Below are 15618 nucleotides of genomic sequence, written 5' to 3'. Positions count from 1 at the left end.
GTCGGGTTCTGTTTTGCGTGCCCGCCCCGACAGAAGCCGCCGAAATCAAATGAGGTATCTTGCGACACGGGAGGGAATTGTGGCGGAGGTCGACCCCGGGGGGTTGCTCAAAACAAGTGCCAGGCTTCTCGCGGTCAGCGACCTGCATGTCGCGTACGCCGAGAACCGTTCGGTATTGGAACGTCTACGCCCGACATCGGAAGGCGATTGGCTCGTCGTCGCCGGCGACGTGGGTGAGCTCGTCGCTGATGTGGAACGAGCGCTGGGCATCCTGGCGCGGCGGTTCGAACGGGTCATCTGGGCTCCGGGAAACCACGAGCTGTGGACGCATCCGAAGGACCCGTGCCGACTGCGCGGCGAGAAACGCTACGCGCACCTCGTCGACTTGTGCCGCTCCATCGGTGTGCTGACCCCGGAGGACCCGTACGCGGTGTGGCAGGGCGACGGCGGGCCGGCCGTCGTAGCGCCCCTGTTCGTACTCTATGACTACAGCTTCCGCGCGTCCGGCACGCTCACCAAGGCGGAGTCCTTGGCGCGGGCGGAGGAGACCGGCGTGGTGTGCACCGACGAGTTCCTGCTGCACCCCGACCCCCATCCGACGCGGGACGCGTGGTGCCGTGCACGTCTGGCGGAGACCGAACGACGGCTCGCCGAGATCGACTTCGCGCTGCCGGTCGTACTCGTCAACCACTTCCCCCTGAAACGGGAGGAGACCGCCGTCCTGCGCCATCCCGAGTTCGCGCAGTGGTGCGGCAGCGAACAGACGGCCGACTGGCACACCCGGTACGGCGCGACCGCCGTCGTGTATGGGCACCTCCACATTCCGCGTACCACGTGGCACGACGGGGTCCGCTTCGAGGAGGTGTCCCTCGGCTACCCACGGGAACGCCTGAAGCACGCCTTCGACCGTCCTTGGCCGGTGCAGATCCTGCCGGCCCCCGGCGGTGCGGCGTGATCGCTGCCCTGCTGCCGCCGCAGGTCGCGGCCGCCGAGGAGTTCGGGGACCCGCCGGGCGGGTTCCTCTTCACGGAGGAGGCTGATCTCGTGGCCGGTTCCGTACCGCTGCGACGCGCCGAGTTCACGACGGTACGGATGTGCGCGCGCCGGGCCATGGCGCGACTCGGCGTCGAACCCGTCCCCCTGCTCCCGGGCCTTCACGGCGCGCCGCGGTGGCCCTCCGACGTGGTCGGGGGCATGACCCACTGCGCGGGATACCGGGCTGCGGCGGTGTCCCTGCGCCGGTACGTCACCGCGATCGGTATTGACGCGGAGCCCGATCGCCATCTGAAGCCCGGCGTGCTGCGCACCATCGCCGGGCCGGCGGAACAGGACCATGTCCGGCACCTGCGTCTCTCGCATCCCCGGACCGCCTGGGACCGGCTGCTGTTCAGCGCCAAGGAATCCGTCTACAAGGCATGCTTCCCCGCGACCGGCAACCGACTCGGCTTCTTCGACGCGGCCATCAGCTTCGACGCGTCCGCCGGGACTTTCCGGGCCCGTATGCGGACGCCGGGCGTGGTCATCGCAGGCCGCCACCACCACATGCTCGACGGCACATGGCACGCGGGCGGCGGATTGCTGCTCACCTCAGTCGTGATCGCCGATGGAGATCGTCCGGCGGGAGACTTCGGCGCCATAGACCTCGGCAAGGCGGCCCTGGACCAAACCGGTGGTCAGGCCCTTCGCGGACAGTGAAATGACCATCTCGTCCACGCCGGACAGGGGCTTCTGACGCTTCTTGACGATCTTCGGCTCGGACGATCCGTTCCGGTCGCGCGGCACGGACATCTCCACCGGACCGACATCCGTCAGTACCGTCTTCGCCCGTGTGCCGTTGCGGGAGGCCACCGTTCTTCCCGGCCGGGTCGTGCTTGTCATAGCCGAGGTGGTCGGTGATCTCACCCTCCAGGGCGGACGGCAGCAGCCGCTTCGTCACCTGCTGGCGCAACCCGCCCTCGCCGGTCAGCTGCAAGCCCTCGGCCTGAGCCCGAGACACCAACTCGTCGATCGGATGGTCGTCCACCGCCCTCGCCGGCTGCGACTCGGGCGGCTCGACGGTCTCAACCTCGGTCACGTTCTCACTGGTCCTCGGTGCGTCTTCCTTGATCGGGAGTTACACCGAACGATTTACAGTCCCCCTTCCGGGGATATCGCGGGCGGCACACTGGCGCCGGGCGGCCGATCGACGTCAGGCGCTCACGAACCACGCACAGCGCCCGGTCCGCCAAGCCGGTGGCGAAGCCGGATCAGGTGGGAAAGCTCCGCCACGACTTTGAACCGGTCGAGGAGGAGACCGATACGATGATCATCCCCTTCGCGCACGGCGGCAGCGATGGCATCAACAAGCTGGTCAGCGTCCACAGACATGCGAGAAGTCTTGACTGCTGAACAGCACTTCACACACGCCACCGGGAGCCAGTGACCACATCCGCCGGCACCAGATGTCCGGGCGCTGCTCACCCATGCGCGGAGAGGAGACGCGCCGGGCCCGGCCGAGAGCGTACTGGCTGCCCGAGAATGCCGCCCTCACGTTGCCCTGGGCGGGCCGGAGTGAGCGGCCGGCGGCAGGGTGGAGGGACGAGCCCCGCTCTGCGGGTGATCGTCCATCCGCCGGACGCCGAGGGCGGCCGCCCGGGTGCGCTGCGACAGTGAGATCCTCGGCCGCGGGCCCCGTGACCTTCTGGAGTTTCTGCGGCGGCCCGAACGGACACGTCCGGCCGTACGGATTCACATGGGCCCAGAACAGCTGCGACAGCGCCCTGCGGTCGGCGTCGCAGCAAGTCGCCCCCGCCGGACATGTCCGGCGGGGGCGGAGCGAGCAGAACGGTGTTCCCGGCGGTCCGGGAGCAGCCGTCAGCCCTTGGCGATGGCCATACCGAGGAAGATGCCGACGATCAGTGCGGCGCTGCCCGCACCCATCACCGCCCACGTCCCGCTCTGCGTTGCAGCGAACGTGGAGGTTATCCCCGCCTGCGCGCGGCCTGCGTCGCCTGCTACCGGCCATGCGACCCGCGCCCGGCCGTCCGGGTGAACGGTCCCGCCGCCGGCGCCTCACATGTTGATCATATGTCCGGCCAGGCCGTGCACGGCCTCCTTGACGGCCTCGCTCAGGGTGGGGTGGGCGTGGACGTTGCGGGCGACCTCGTGCACGGTGAGGTCCCACTGCTGGGCCAGGGTCAGCTCGGGCAGCAGCTCGGTGACATCGGGGCCGATGAGGTGGCCGCCGAGCAGCTCGCCGTACCTGGCGTCGCTGATCAGCTTGACGAAACCGGTGGTGTCACCGAGACCGTGCGACTTGCCGTTGGCGGTGAAGGGGAACTTGGCGACCCTGACGTCGTGTCCGAGATCGCGGGCCTGGGCCTCGGTGTAGCCGAAGCTGGCGATCTGGGGCTGACAGAAGGTGGCGCGCGGAATCATTGCGTAGTCGAGTTCCATGGTTTCCGCGCCGGCGAGGGTCTCGGCGGCGATGATTCCCATGGACTCGGCCGCGTGCGCGAGCATCAGCTTGGCGGTGACGTCGCCAATGGCATAGATGTGCGGGACGGAGGTGCGGCAGCGACCGTCCACGTCGACGGCGCCGCGCTCGGTGACCGTCACGCCGGTGTTCTCCAGGCCGTAGCCGGTGACGTTCGGGGCGAAGCCGATGGCCTGGAGGACCTTGTCGGCCTCCAGGACCTGCTGGGAGCCGTCCTTGCCGGTGACCGTGACCCGGACCTGCGGGCCGGACTCGTCGATGGACTCGACACGGGTCGAGGTGAGCACGTCGATGCCCAGTCGCCGATACTGCTTGGCCAGTTCGGCGGAGACCTCGGCGTCCTCCAGCGGCGCCATCCGGTCCAGGAACTCGACGATGGTGACCTTCACGCCGTAGTTGTGCAGGACGTAGGCGAACTCGATGCCGATCGCGCCGGCCCCCGCGATGACGATGGACTGCGGCAGCTCCTCGGCGAGGATCTGCTCCTCGTACGTCACCACCCGGGCGCTGCGCTTGGTGCCGGGCAACAGCCGGGGGGTGGCGCCGGTGGCGATGATGCAGTGCTCGAAACCGATGGTGCGGGTCTCCCCGTCGTAACCGGTCACCTGGAGCGTGTGCGGGTCGAGGAAGGTTCCGCGGCCGTCGTACTCGGTGATCTTGTTCTTCTTCATCAGGAAGTGGACTCCCTTGACGCGGCCGTCGGCGACCTTGCGGCTGCGACGGTAGGCCTCGCCGTAGTCGAAGGAGACCTGTCCGTCGACCTTGATCCCGAACGTCTTCGCCTCTCGGGTGAAGATGTGCGCGAGTTCGGCGTTGCGCAGGAGGGCCTTGGTCGGGATGCAGCCCACGTTCAGGCAGACGCCGCCCCAGTACTTCTCCTCCACGACGGCGACGCGTTTGCCCAGCTGGGCGGCGCGCACTGCGGCGACATAGCCGCCGGGGCCGGCGCCGAGTACGACGACATCGAAGCGCTCGTCCTGCTCCACCATGGGGTGTTCCTCTTCCTCGGTTGCGTTACCCGTTCCGTGGTGGATTGTTCCGCTCCGCCGCGCCCGCCGCCACAGAGATCATCAAGGTGTGTCCGAGATCGCCATGGGAAGGGGCCGGTCCGCTACGGCTCCGTCGGGCCCCTTCCCGGGTGCGGCTACTTCTCAGTCGCCGTCGGCCGACGCGAGACGGCCATCGCCCGCGTGACGCGCCTCAGCGGCGCAGCCGGTAGCTGTAGGCGTAGTCACGGTCGGCGAACAGCTTGTACTCGTATGGGTGTGCGCGCCCAGGCTGTTGTCGCCACCGCCGTACGCGAAAACGGTCACCCACTACAGCCGCCCCCCCTGCCACACACCACCCATTCGCAACGATCCAGGACGGTTAATGAGGTACCCGTCACGGGAGTTCAACCGGCACACCTCCCAGAGCAGGGCCGCAGCATCCATGGTCTCCGGGCCCGGAGACCGTGACACCTCGCTCAGAAGAACGCCCGTCAGTGCGGCCAGTTCGGAGGCGTCGATCCCCAGCAGAGCCGCGAAGTCCGTCACCAAGCGGGGCGTCGATTCCTTGCGACCAGCGCCGATCACACCGTAAGTGGCCGCCGACAGGTACGTAGGCGTCAGCACCGCCAGCATCTTCGCCATGCCCCAGCCCAGATTGCGGTACCGGAAGATTGCGGTACCGGAAGATACGGACGATCTCCTGGCCTGAGTGCAGCTCTGACGCGCGGGTGCGTTCAGCTGATCGCGAGTGAGCTCACTGCGAGGTCGTCTGGGTGGCCCGGGGGGTGCGCGTCGCGGAAGGGGTGGGGCGAGCAGTGGGAATGACCCCGGTGACAACCAAACGAGGAATCGGTTCGGGCGTGGGAGACCACCCAGATGCCGTCCTCGATGCTGCGGTGGCCGCCAGGGTTGCCAGTGGCGTCGCCGACCAGCAGGAAGCTGAAGGGCGGGCCGGTGGCGATGTAGACCGCGGCCTGTGCGAGGGGAGCACGGCGTCCCGTCCCCGACCCAACATATGGAACTCGACCGCCGCGGCGCCGAACTCCTCTTCCAGGTCCTGACCGAACGATAAGAGAAGAACAGCGTCGCCATCGCCTCCAACGAGTCCTTCGGCAAGGTGCACATGTACCGGCGAACGTGTGCGAGGCGGTGCCGAAAGCCGACGGGCTCAGGACGGAGATTCCGTGTTCGGGACAACTGCGGCGGCTATCAGCGCTACCAGGCTGTCGGTCCAGCAGTCCGATTCCTTGGTGGCGATGTCGGCACCGCAGCTTGCACAGACGAGGTTGGGACCGTCCTGGCCGTCGAGTCCGCAGCATCCGTTGCGACGCCTGGAGTTGGGGTGCAGAGCGGTGCCCGGCACGTCGTCAGGGTGCAGGATGAACAGCGTGGCGTCGTAGCTGGTCACATAGGTGCCCTGCGCCACCCGCGGGTCGGCAATGCGGTGGTCGGACAGGTGATCGCTGCCCGGAGATGCCTGCGCTTCCTGTAGATCGCCGGTGAGAGGGTGCTCGCAGTTCGCGCAGGTGAAAAGGGTCACCTGGACATTGTGCCGGTCAGACACTGCCAACCTCGGAGAATATCTCTGAGCTATGGGAGCCGGCCAGCGTCGACGTGGTCGGCGAGGCAGATCATGACGCCTTCGGGGTCCATGCCGAGGGCTGCGGCGACGAGCTTGGGATCGAGGGTGTTCACCAGGTCGGCGAGTCGGGTGCTTCGCAGGGTTCGGGGTGGGATGCCGCAGGGGTCCAGGAGGTGGCTGACGTATGGCACCGGCCCAGCAGCCGCCAACCGGGCGGGCGCCGCCGCGCGATGGAGCGGGGGGCGGCTGCGGCAGAGCGCGGCCGGCCCCCGACGACTGGTGCTACCGGGGAGGCGGCGCGGCGCATCCGCGCGGCGAGCAGGAGTCCCGCCAGCCGGCTCGCGTACCGGGCATGGAGCACCTCGGCCGCCGAGGGCTCCGCACTGCTGGAGGAGAGCTGCATGACCACGGACCCGATTATCGCGCGACCCGCCCGTCCGGCACCGCAGACGCGACACGCGGCCCCGACGGCCACCCCTGGCAGGAGGCGGCTAGACGGTTCGGCCGCGCCCGCTGCTTCGCTCCCGTTCCCGCCCTCGCGGAGGAGAGCTCGCCCCGATCGAGATCCGGCGCGGGCGTCGGTGGGCCCGTGCGGAGGGCCTGCGGGGAAGAAGGCACCCCACGTCGGCGCTACGGTCGGGGCGATAGCCAACTGGACTGCGGGCCATAGGATTTGACGATGATCAAAGCGCGGTTCGTCGGTGGGCCCCTCGACGGCTTCATGGGCGAACAGACCACCAAGGTCTCGGTGAAGGTGCACAGCCACGGGCAGGTGATCGGAAGCTACGTTCCCGGGCCGGACGAGGCCGGTGACGCCGTGTACCAGTGGCATCCGGGTGACGTCGAAGGGGCGGAGCCGCCGGCGGGGGACGGCCCCGGCCCTTCGTGACGGGAAACCGGCCGGGGTGCCTACGGGCCCTCAGCCGTGCAGTGCGGTCGTCGCGTCCGGCGCGGGATTCTCGGCCAGCCAGGATCCGTAGGCCCGCACACTGCCCCGGCTGCGCAGCATGTCGAGAGCGAGCACGAAGGACGAGGGGATCCTCTGCCGCGGCTCACTGCCGCGGACGATGCGGCTCATGTGGGCCCTGACGATCGCCAGGACCGCGGCGCTGGCGAGGTCCTGGTCCTTCCAGGACAGCCGCGGCGGCGGGACGTGCGCGTCCTCGCCCGCCTGCCACCGGGCCGGCAGGCCGGGGCAGAGGGCCAGGGCCGTGGCCACGCCGACCACCGCGAAACCCCGCTCCAGGACCCGCTCGGCAGTCGTGCGGCGGCAGATCCCTCCCGTCAGCATCAGCGGCACGGAGGCGACTTCGACGAGCCGCTCGGCCAGCGAGAGGAAGTACGCCTCCCTGTCGAGCGTGGTTTCGTCGGATGTACGGCCCATGGTCGCCGCGCTCTCCATGCTGCCGCCGGAGAGTTCCACGAGGTCCACGCCCAGGCCGTCCAGGAAGCCGAGGACCCGCGCCACTTCGTCCGTGTCGAAGCCGCCGCGCTGGAAGTCGGCCGTGTTGATCTTGACGCCCACGGCGAAGCTCCCGGACACCCGGGCGCGGACGGACTTCACGATCTCGATGAGCAGTCTGGCCCGGTTTTCCAGACTGCCGCCCCAGCGGTCGCTCCGCCGGTTGACCCGCGGGGACAGGAACTGGCTCAGGAGGTAGCCGTGGGCGGCGTGGATCTGTACGCCGTGGAAACCGGCCTCCTCGGCCAGCCGGGCGGTGGTGGCGAAGCGGGCGATGGTGGCCTCGATGTCCGTCTCGTCCATGGCGGTGGGACGGGCGAACGCCGACGTGTGCCGGCCCAGGCTGACGCCGATCTCGGAGGGCGCCCAGGCGACACCGGGCAGGTCGGCGCGGACCTGCCGACCGGGGTGGTTGATCTGCATCCAGACGTGCGCGCCGGCTGATCCGGCGGCGGCGGCCCAGCGGCGGAACGGCTCGAGGGGTGTACCGGCGTCGAGCACGATCGTTCTCGGCGAGGTCAACGCGCGTCTGTCCACCATGACGTTGCCCGTGATGATGAGGCCGCTCCCGCCTCGGGCCCAGTGGCGGTAGAGATCCTCGATCTCCGGCCCCGGCAGCTGTCCCGGCTGGCGGGCCAGGCTCTCCTCCATGGCGGCCTTCGCCACCCGGTTCGGCAGCCAGGTTCCGTTGGGCAGTTCAAGAGGCGCAAAAAGGTGCACGGGAGTTCCTCCTGGATCTCGTCCCTGACGACTCGTGGTCGGTTTCGGTTCTGGTGTCGCCGGTGCGGTGGCGATGTGAGCGGTGGTGGGGTGAGCGGTGACATGTGAGCGGTGGTGGGGTGAGCGGTCGGTGACCATGTGAGCGGTGACCATGTGAGCGGTGCGGACCGGCCGGGCCGGCCGGGCCGGCCGTCGGCTGCCGTGCGCGCGGGGGTCAGGCCCGGGTGCGGCTCCCGGCGAGGGCGGCCCGGCGTCGGATCGCCTGGACGCGGGGGGAGCGGACCAGTGCGCGGGACATCCTGACCAGGTCCTCGGGGTCCTCGGTGGAGGTCAGCAGCCACCTGTCCTCCGGATTGACGGCCGGCCGCGCGGCCGCCTTGGCGATGACGGCGCCGGCGATCACCGAGGCGTCGGCCTCACCGCGCGCCCGGCGGCGTTCGGCGTGTTCGGCCAGGGCCTCCTCGTAGACCCTCTTGCCGGTCGACGCGTCGAAATAGGGGCCGAGCCGAAGGACGGCGTCGTGGATGTCCCGCTCCCGCTGCATGAGGCGCAGATCCAGGGACCGCCACCAGCTCATGGGCTTCGGGCTCATCCGGGGGATCTCCGGCTGGATTTCCAGCCAGAGCGGCTTGAGCTGCTGGAACTGCTGGAACATTCCCCAGCGGGAGCTGGCCTCCTGTCCGATGTGGGGAATGAGGAAACCGGCGGCAACCAGGAGGGCGGAGATGCCGGCCAGGGAGAACGCGGCGTGGGTGCTCAGCCAGTCGAGGTTGCCGCCCGTCCAGCGCGCCACGACAGCCGTGTACTTCAGCAGGTCGAAGACGAACGCGAAGGACGAACCGGCGGCGATGGTGAGCAGGCCCAGCCGCAAGCTGCCGGGTACCTGGCGCGACCACCGCCAGCACAGCACCGTCATGGTGACCGCGGCGACCGTGTGGGCGGCGAGGTAGAGCACGATCATCTCGCGGATGAACGGCGTGTTGGCGTAGTACGTGTCCAGGTCGCGGAGCCGCTCGACGGGTGCGTCGCCCAGCGCGAACAGGACGGCGATCGCCGCCATCACCGCTACGTAGGCCGTCAGGCACAGCCGGGTCTGCCGCAGGGTGCGTGCTTCGGACTCGTTCCCCCGCCAGTGGATCAGCAGGACGATGTTGATGCCGTCGAACGCGGTGAGGATGCAGTACACGATCGGCGCGGCAATGTTGGGTGTGCCGAGCCAGTTGTTGATCTTGGCCAGGTGGGGCGGAGCCGCGGTGACGAAGAGCAGCGCTCCCATGAACAGCGTTCCGCAGACGGCCCGGAGGATCGGGTCCCTGGGGTTCTTCCGCAAGGCCCAGAGCTTGATGAGGGTGGCGGCCAGGAGGACGCCGGCCGAGCACAGGAATGCGGTGCCCGCGCTCACCGGCGACCGCCGGATCCGCAGCGGCCGAAGGACGGGACGGGGGGCGTGGGGGTGTGGATCTCCCTGACCTGAGCACAGTGGGGAGGAGTGTGCATGATCAGTTGCTCTCTGCGTGGGCGGCGTCGACCAGGAGGTCGGTGGGGTGGATCCGGGAGAAATGCCGGCTGAGTTCCGCGAGCCCGTTCGTTCCCGAGATCCGGATGAGCAGCGGGCCGGGGGTGTTGGCGGTGTCGTCCGCCGACGGGCGGTCGGGCTCCGGTGCGCAGGCGTCAGGAGCGCGGGTCAGGGCGGCCTTGATCGTGGCCGCCTCGGCCACGATCAAGGCGGCCTCCCGTTCAAGACCCCGGGCGGTCGCATAGCGCTCGGCCACCGCACGGTGCTCGGAGTCGAGGTAGGGCGCCAGGTTCAGCAGGCGATCGGCGATCTCGGTGGCCCTGAGGGTGGCTCTCATCTCCAGGGACGAGGTTCTGGCGATCCGCATGGGGGCTCCGTCGCCGACCCAGGGCTCCAGGGCGCGCCACAGCGGCCCCATGAGGCGGTAGGCGCGCCACGCGTCCCACATCGATTCCAGCCGCGGCCCGACGACCGGGACGAGGAATCCGACGGTGGTCATGAGGGCGCCCAAGCCGGCGAGCGGTGGGGCGATCTCGGTGCTGAGCACGTCCAAGGCGTCGGTCCCCGCCCAGCGGGCGCCCACGGCGGTGAACTTCAGGAGGGCGAAGGACAGGCCCAGGCCGAAGGCCGTCACCAGGGTGAGCAGGCCCCACCGGGTCCAGCTCGCATTCGCCGCCCGGAGTTCGGCCGACCAGCGCCAGCACTTCGTCATCACGACCGTGGCGGTGGCCGCGTGAGCGGCCAGGTACAGCACGATCATCTCGCCGATGAAGGGGGTGGTCGCATAGAAGGTGTCGAGGTCGCGCGGCCGTTCCGTGGGTACGTCGCTGAGGCTGAACAGGACGCAGAAGGTCGAGATGACGCCGGCGGTGGCGGCGATCCAGAGCCTGGTCTGCCGGCGCACGGTCGCTTCCGGGCCGCCGCGCCAGTGCAGGAGGAGGACCATCGAAGCGCAGGACAGGCACGACAGGAAGCAGTAGACGATCAGGGCCGACACGTTCGAGATGCCCGTCAGCCTGTTGACGCGTTCGACGGTCGGAGGCGCGGCGAAGACGAATCCCCCGCCCGAGGCGACGATGATCACGAAGATCGCCTGGGACATCGGCGAACGCCGGCCGTGCCACAGCGCGGGAAGCCGCACCGCGAGCGCGACGGCCAGCGCGAACGCGGGTATGTAGTAGTCCGACCCCTGCATGCTCAGAATCCCCGGCCCATGCTCGACTGGATGCGGCCGGCGAGGCCGGTGTTGGGGAGTGAGGTGGCGCCCGGTTCGAAGATTTCCCTGCAGCTGCTTCCCAGGAGCAGCCCGAAGGCCTCCGCGTCGTTCTCCTCTCGGGTGTCGAAGTGGGTGCGTGCGGCGAGGGAGAGGATGTCCGTCTGCTCCAGCTCGCCCCCGAGTGACCGGGCGGCCGCGGAGACCGCGTCGGGCTGTGCGCCATGCGTCAGGCACTTTCCCATCAGCGCGTGCCACATCTCGTGCGCGAAGATCACCAGCTGGTGAAGCGTGGTCGTGTGGCGCTCCACGACGATGACCATGCGGTCGTCGAAGGTGAGCGTCAGTCCGCTGGCGGTCTCCTCGGGGAATTCACGGAAGAGGAGTTGTACCGGCTTGTACAGTTCGTTCCCGCGGTTCTCGTTCACCCGTCGTTCGAGGAACTGCCTGAGCGACTCGAACAGTTCGTCGGGATCCGACGGGATCGGGCGGCCGAGGTTCGCGAGAACCTCGTTCCGGAGCCTGATCATCTTTCTTTTGCCCATGTGAATTCCCCTGTTTTTACGGTAATAGCCTGAGAGTGGTTCGCGCGCGCTGCAACTCTTCCCGCGTTCGTCCGGAAGAGGAGCAGCCCTCTCCACTATGCGGAACTCACTCGCCCACGAGAGCTCTCCTCCCGCGCGATCCCGTCGACGAAGAGCATCAACGCCCGCTCGACGGGCGGTTCGAGGACCACATCGCCCAGCCGGTGCTGGATCTCCAGGGCGTAGCGGTTCCGTACCGCCGGGCGAGGATTCCCGATGAGGGCGTTCAGCTGCGGGGCGACCTCACTGCGCAGGACCCGGTTCACTGCTTCTGCCGGCTCGTCGGTGAAGAAGTTGACCGGCACGTCGAAGAAGCGCGCTATCCGCCCGGCGTGCTTGAGGTTCGGGGAGCTCTGCTTGCGCTGGCTGAGCAGGGTGTTGAGCCACTGCGGAGTCATGCCGATCCCGGCGGCGACCTCGGACGCCGTGTACGGGCGCTCCCGGGCGACGCCCCCCGGTCCTTCTTCCCGGCACAGCCGCGTGTCCATCAGGAACTGGATCCGGCGGGCCACCTCGTGGTGGTCGACCTCCGCGGCCGCCGGCCTTTCGCCGTCCAGCAGCCGCCGGATGTCGCCCTCCGGCAAGGAGGTGTGGAAGGAGAGCCGCTCCAGGTCGAACAGGCTCCGTCGGTCGAGTCCCGTTCTGCGCAGAAGGATGTCGATGGTCGTGGCGAGGTCCTCGTACCCGTCGCTCATTGACCCTCCAATCAGGACACGGAGGGAGGATGTGGTCAGAGGGGCCCCTGACTTACCCGATCACTAGACCACGGAAACGGTAGTCGGGGCAACGAAACGATCGTTTCATGAGACCGGCAGGTGGAAGCGCCGCTCAGGCCGGTGCGGGCGGCTCTGGCCTCGGCTGCCCCGGGTGGTCCGGCAGCGCGGCCGCTCAGGCCGGCCGCAGGGGTGGCCGGTCCAGTATCCGCCGTTCTCCCGGCGTCAGCTGGGGCCCGTCGAGCAGGGGCCTGCGGGGCCCGAGAGCGGCTGCCAGGAGGACGTCGGGGAGCCCCAGGATGTGCGCCGGCCTGCGCATCGTCATCACGTCGGTGAGTCTCCTGACGACCAGACCGTTGCCGATGGCGGTGTGGTTGAGGCGGTGGACGTACCGGGCCGCCAGACGGTCCACCAGCGTCGGTTTCCTGCCCACGGCCCCGGGATAGAACCGGTCCTGGCCGACCGCCAGCAGCCAGGCGGCCGCGGCCGGCCGGGTGATCGCGCGCTGGGCCTTCGCCCCGAATCCCGGCGAGAGCACGGACGTACGCCGGGTCAGGTCCCGCAGGGCCAGTGCACCGAGGGCCGCGGCGGACATGCCGTGACCGTAGAGGGGGTTGAGGCTGGTGGCCGCGTCCCCCAGGACGATGAACCCCCCGGGCAGCTTCGCCTGCTCGAAATGGCGCCTCCTGTTCGCGGTGCGGGTGAAGAGGGAGACCCCGCTCGCCGGCTCGGCCCGCGAGAGGAGTTCGGCCACGAGGGGATGACGTACGCGGCGGGCGAATTCCTCGAACAGGTCCTCACCCGCCGAGGGTTCGCCCCCGCGGGTGCCCGAGAGACTGACGTGCCACTGGCCGTTCTCGATGGAGATGATCGTGGCGAAGAGTCCCGGCCGGCCCTGGCGCGGGTCGGCGGGTATGTGGATCACCGGCCAGCCTGCCTCGGCCCCCTCCGGCGCCCGGTACCTGCGGCTCGCGTAGCGCACCCCCGCGTCGACGACGGTTTCCCGCACCTTCGGGCCGCCGATCTCCCGCAGCCACTGGGTGCTCCTCGAGCCGCGGCCGGTCGCGTCCACGACGAGATCGGCCGCGACGACGTGCCGCTCGCCCTGCGCGTCGCGCAGCACCACGCCCACGACCCGCGCCGCGTCCCCTTCCAGGCCGCAGACCTTCGCGCCGGTCCGGACCCGGACGTTCGGCAACTGCAGCACGCGCCTGCGTACCGCCCAGTCGATGAGGTTGCGGCTGGCCCCGATCAGGTAGTGGGTCTCGGGCCACGAGCGGCGGTACCAGCCCGCCGGTGAGAAGGAGACCATGCCGTTGGGGACCGGGATGCGGTGGGCCCCGGCGGCGAGCCACTCGTCCGTCACCCCCGGCAGCAGCTCCTCCATGGCATCGGCCCCGCCGGCCCACAGCATGTGCGCGTGGTCGGCCTGCGGGAGCCTCGGCCGCGGCGAGGGTGTCCCGGGAAGCACGGCGTCGTGCTCCAGGACGAGGACTTCGCGTACGCGGGGCGCGAGGGCCGCGGCGGCGAGGGTGCCGGCCAGTCCGCCACCGAGAACGACCACGCGGGCGGCGGACGAAGGGAGCTCTGTCATCGAGTGCTGCTTTCTGCAAGGGCAGACTGCCGGAACGAACGGACGGTAGCCGAGCCGGCCGACGCGAGCGACATCCGAACCAGGCGTGGGCACTGTCCGGCGAGACCAGGACCGTAAGAGTGGTCCCTGCCTCGGCCACTGCCTCGGCTGCCTGCGGCGACCGGCTGGCCTCCGGCTCCTCGCGCAACGCCCGGTCCCGCGGCCCGGAATGCGGGTACGGGGTGACTGCGGGAACCCCGTCGTGGATGTCCGGCTCGCGCTGGGTGGGCCGGATGTCGATGGGGGGTCCAGCGCCCGGGCGACAGGCTGTGCTCCGTCGCCACCAGGAGTTCCTCGCGGAAAGGGTGCGGGAGGCGATGCCGGCGCCGCATCCTCCATTGGTTCGTGACGCCGGAGCCCCGGGCCCCTGCCCTCGGTACACGACGATTAGGGTCAGTGGTCTATCGGCCCAGCGGCCCATCGACAGGGCACCGCTGATGTGGGGGGAACCAATGGCAGTCATACGTACGCGCACGGCGCTTCGCACCGGCCTCTGCGCCGCCGCACTGGCGGCGGGGCTCGCCGCCCCGACCGCGGCCCAGGCGGTTCAGGCGGCTCCGAAGGCCCCGGCGGCGGCTCCGGCCGTCGAGCGTGCCGCCTCGTACAACGCCGGCGAGGTGGCGCGCAGCAAGAACGCCGTACTGAAGCTCCAGGCCGACGGGAACCTGGTGCTGGAGCACGTGTCCGGCGGGGTGCTGTGGGCCACCGGCACGTACGGCAACCCGGGCGCGACCGTGGCGTTCCAGCAGGACGGCAACCTGGTCGTGTACTCCGCCGCCGGCAAGGCCCTGTGGGCCGCCGGTTCGTACGGCAACCCGGGCGCCCGCCTTGACCTGCAGTCCGACGGCAACCTGGTCGTCTACCGGCAGGACGGCTCGGCAGCCTGGAGCACCGCCACGTGGATGGTCGACACGGCGGTGAACGCAACCTGGCAGATCGGCTCCGGAAACTGGACCTGGAGCCCCGATGCGATCCTCGCCATGGAGCAGACGGGCAAGCTCAGCATCCGCGACCGCAACACCCTCCAGGAGCGCTGGTCCACCAACACCTGGGGGCCGGGCGCGTACGCCCGGATGCAGTCGGACGGCAACTTCGTCGTCTACAAGAAGGACGGCGGCGAGGGCAAGGGCGGCGCCCTGTGGTCCACCGGGACCTGGAACAACCCGGGTGCCCACCTGGTGTTCCAGCCGGACGGGAACCTCGTGCTCCTGACGAAGGGCTCCGGAACCGTCCTGTGGCAGAGCGGCACCGCCCGCTGAGCCGGAATCGGTTTGCCTTCCCGGCACGACCTGTACAAACTGATCGTCGTTGAATCGAACACGTTCAACTCAGTGTGTTCCTAGGGCTTGTGTGATGTCGTGATCATTGGTCGGTCTTCATCAGGTCGTCGATCCAGATCATTGCGGCGCGGAGGTGGAGGCCGGCGAGGTAGCTGTCTGGTGTCTTGTCGTATCGGGTGGCGATGCCCCGCCAGGCCTTCAGCTTGTTGATCAGGCGTTCGACCGTGTTCCGCTGTTTGTAGAGGTCGGCGTCGTGGCTGACGGGGCGGCCGCCTCGTGCGCCCTTCTTCTTGCGGTTGGCGGCTTGGTCCTTCTTCTCGGGAATGACCGCCTTGATACCGCGTCTGCGCAGGTAGGAGCGGTTGCCGCGGGACGAGTAGGCCCTATCCGCGGCGACCGCGCCGGGCGTCGTGCGGGGACGGCCCACAGGCAGGCGGACTCTCACCCTCTT

General features: G+C 69.5%; 16 protein-coding genes and 1 pseudogene. 4 read left to right on the top strand and 13 right to left on the bottom strand.

The genetic code is table 11. The features are described 5' to 3' along the window. The first annotated feature begins 79 nt into the window (after nt 1-79). Both ACWGH1_RS31010 and ACWGH1_RS31005 read left to right on the top strand, forming a co-directional pair. On the top strand, nt 80-955 hold the full coding sequence (locus ACWGH1_RS31010; protein WP_453409206.1) for a metallophosphoesterase family protein: 876 nt from the start codon (nt 80-82) through the stop codon (nt 953-955). Beyond that, on the top strand, nt 952-1695 hold the full coding sequence (locus ACWGH1_RS31005) for a 4'-phosphopantetheinyl transferase family protein (RefSeq protein WP_453352028.1): 744 nt from the start codon (nt 952-954) through the stop codon (nt 1693-1695). Before ACWGH1_RS31010 ends, ACWGH1_RS31005 begins: the two co-directional genes overlap by 4 nt. On the opposite strand, the pseudogene ACWGH1_RS31000 reads toward ACWGH1_RS31005, so the two are convergent. From ACWGH1_RS31000 to ACWGH1_RS30975, 6 genes and pseudogenes are all read right to left on the bottom strand, one after another. Further along, nucleotides 1606-2023, bottom strand: a pseudogene (locus ACWGH1_RS31000) (transposase); the annotation flags it as partial. The gene ACWGH1_RS31005 and the pseudogene ACWGH1_RS31000 overlap by 90 nt on opposite strands. 173 nt (nt 2024-2196) lie before the next feature. After that, complete coding sequence (locus ACWGH1_RS30995; RefSeq protein WP_453352027.1) at nt 2197-2367, bottom strand: hypothetical protein; 171 nt, start codon at nt 2365-2367, stop codon at nt 2197-2199. Between the two features lie 684 nt (nt 2368-3051). Continuing rightward, nucleotides 3052-4464 (bottom strand): dihydrolipoyl dehydrogenase, encoded by a 1413-nt coding sequence (gene lpdA / locus ACWGH1_RS30990; protein WP_453355623.1) that lies wholly within the window; start codon nt 4462-4464, stop codon nt 3052-3054. 327 nt (nt 4465-4791) lie between these two features. Further along, complete coding sequence (locus ACWGH1_RS30985) at nt 4792-5106, bottom strand: hypothetical protein (protein ID WP_453355624.1); 315 nt, start codon at nt 5104-5106, stop codon at nt 4792-4794. Nucleotides 5107-5632: 526 nt separating this feature from the next. Continuing rightward, nucleotides 5633-6004: a hypothetical protein gene (locus ACWGH1_RS30980; protein ID WP_453355625.1), complete on the bottom strand. Its 372-nt coding sequence runs from the start codon at nt 6002-6004 to the stop codon at nt 5633-5635. 50 nt (nt 6005-6054) lie between these two features. Next, on the bottom strand, nt 6055-6237 hold the full coding sequence (locus ACWGH1_RS30975) for a hypothetical protein (RefSeq protein ID WP_453409205.1): 183 nt from the start codon (nt 6235-6237) through the stop codon (nt 6055-6057). 488 nt (nt 6238-6725) lie between these two features. On the opposite strand from ACWGH1_RS30975, the gene ACWGH1_RS30970 reads away from it, so the two are divergent. After that, nucleotides 6726-6935 (top strand): hypothetical protein, encoded by a 210-nt coding sequence (locus ACWGH1_RS30970; RefSeq protein WP_453354299.1) that lies wholly within the window; start codon nt 6726-6728, stop codon nt 6933-6935. A gap of 30 nt (nt 6936-6965) precedes the next feature. Here ACWGH1_RS30970 and ACWGH1_RS30965 read toward each other — a convergent pair whose 3' ends face one another. The 6 genes from ACWGH1_RS30965 to ACWGH1_RS30940 all read right to left on the bottom strand — a co-directional run bounded on the left by ACWGH1_RS30965 (nt 6966) and on the right by ACWGH1_RS30940 (nt 13848). After that, nucleotides 6966-8228, bottom strand: a complete 1263-nt coding sequence (locus tag ACWGH1_RS30965) for an NADH:flavin oxidoreductase/NADH oxidase family protein (RefSeq protein WP_453354300.1) — start codon at nt 8226-8228, stop codon at nt 6966-6968. A gap of 214 nt (nt 8229-8442) precedes the next feature. Continuing rightward, nucleotides 8443-9630 (bottom strand): MAB_1171c family putative transporter, encoded by a 1188-nt coding sequence (locus ACWGH1_RS30960; RefSeq protein ID WP_453354301.1) that lies wholly within the window; start codon nt 9628-9630, stop codon nt 8443-8445. Nucleotides 9631-9727: 97 nt separating this feature from the next. After that, nucleotides 9728-10939, bottom strand: coding sequence for an MAB_1171c family putative transporter (locus tag ACWGH1_RS30955; protein ID WP_453354302.1), 1212 nt, complete (start codon nt 10937-10939; stop codon nt 9728-9730). Between the two features lie 2 nt (nt 10940-10941). Continuing rightward, a complete protein-coding gene (locus ACWGH1_RS30950) occupies nt 10942-11502 on the bottom strand; it encodes a toxin-antitoxin system, toxin component (RefSeq protein WP_453354303.1) in 561 nt (186 codons plus the stop codon). Nucleotides 11503-11597: 95 nt separating this feature from the next. Continuing rightward, nucleotides 11598-12236 carry a hypothetical protein gene (locus ACWGH1_RS30945; RefSeq protein WP_453354304.1) on the bottom strand — a complete coding sequence of 213 codons (639 nt, stop codon included), beginning with the start codon at nt 12234-12236 and terminating at the stop codon, nt 11598-11600. Between the two features lie 193 nt (nt 12237-12429). Then, a complete protein-coding gene (locus tag ACWGH1_RS30940; RefSeq protein ID WP_453354305.1) occupies nt 12430-13848 on the bottom strand; it encodes an FAD-dependent oxidoreductase in 1419 nt (472 codons plus the stop codon). A gap of 491 nt (nt 13849-14339) precedes the next feature. On the opposite strand from ACWGH1_RS30940, the gene ACWGH1_RS30935 reads away from it, so the two are divergent. After that, a complete protein-coding gene (locus ACWGH1_RS30935) occupies nt 14340-15146 on the top strand; it encodes a hypothetical protein (protein ID WP_453354306.1) in 807 nt (268 codons plus the stop codon). A gap of 103 nt (nt 15147-15249) precedes the next feature. On the opposite strand, the gene ACWGH1_RS30930 is transcribed toward ACWGH1_RS30935, so the two are convergent. Next, on the bottom strand, nt 15250-15618 hold a 369-nt coding region (locus ACWGH1_RS30930; protein ID WP_453409204.1), incomplete at its 5' end, for a transposase.

The sequence above is a fragment of the Streptomyces sp. NPDC054883 genome, assembly GCF_053610645.1.
Note: the sequence above shows the minus strand (reverse complement) of the source record. Positions and strands in the feature narration are given on the sequence as shown.

Bases quoted from the DNA above. Each gene is read 5' to 3' on its own strand.
- ACWGH1_RS30945 (WP_453354304.1), bottom strand. From the start codon at position 12,236: ATGAGCGACGGGTACGAGGACCTCGCCACGACCATCGACATCCTTCTG.
- ACWGH1_RS30955 (WP_453354302.1), bottom strand. From the start codon at position 10,939: ATGCAGGGGTCGGACTACTACATACCCGCGTTCGCGCTGGCCGTCGCG.
- ACWGH1_RS30940 (WP_453354305.1), bottom strand. From the start codon at position 13,848: ATGACAGAGCTCCCTTCGTCCGCCGCCCGCGTGGTCGTTCTCGGTGGC.
- ACWGH1_RS30935 (WP_453354306.1), top strand. From the start codon at position 14,340: ATGGCAGTCATACGTACGCGCACGGCGCTTCGCACCGGCCTCTGCGCC.
- lpdA (WP_453355623.1), bottom strand. From the start codon at position 4,464: ATGGTGGAGCAGGACGAGCGCTTCGATGTCGTCGTACTCGGCGCCGGC.
- ACWGH1_RS30985 (WP_453355624.1), bottom strand. From the start codon at position 5,106: ATGGCGAAGATGCTGGCGGTGCTGACGCCTACGTACCTGTCGGCGGCC.
- ACWGH1_RS30970 (WP_453354299.1), top strand. From the start codon at position 6,726: ATGATCAAAGCGCGGTTCGTCGGTGGGCCCCTCGACGGCTTCATGGGC.
- ACWGH1_RS30950 (WP_453354303.1), bottom strand. From the start codon at position 11,502: ATGGGCAAAAGAAAGATGATCAGGCTCCGGAACGAGGTTCTCGCGAAC.
- ACWGH1_RS30995 (WP_453352027.1), bottom strand. From the start codon at position 2,367: ATGTCTGTGGACGCTGACCAGCTTGTTGATGCCATCGCTGCCGCCGTG.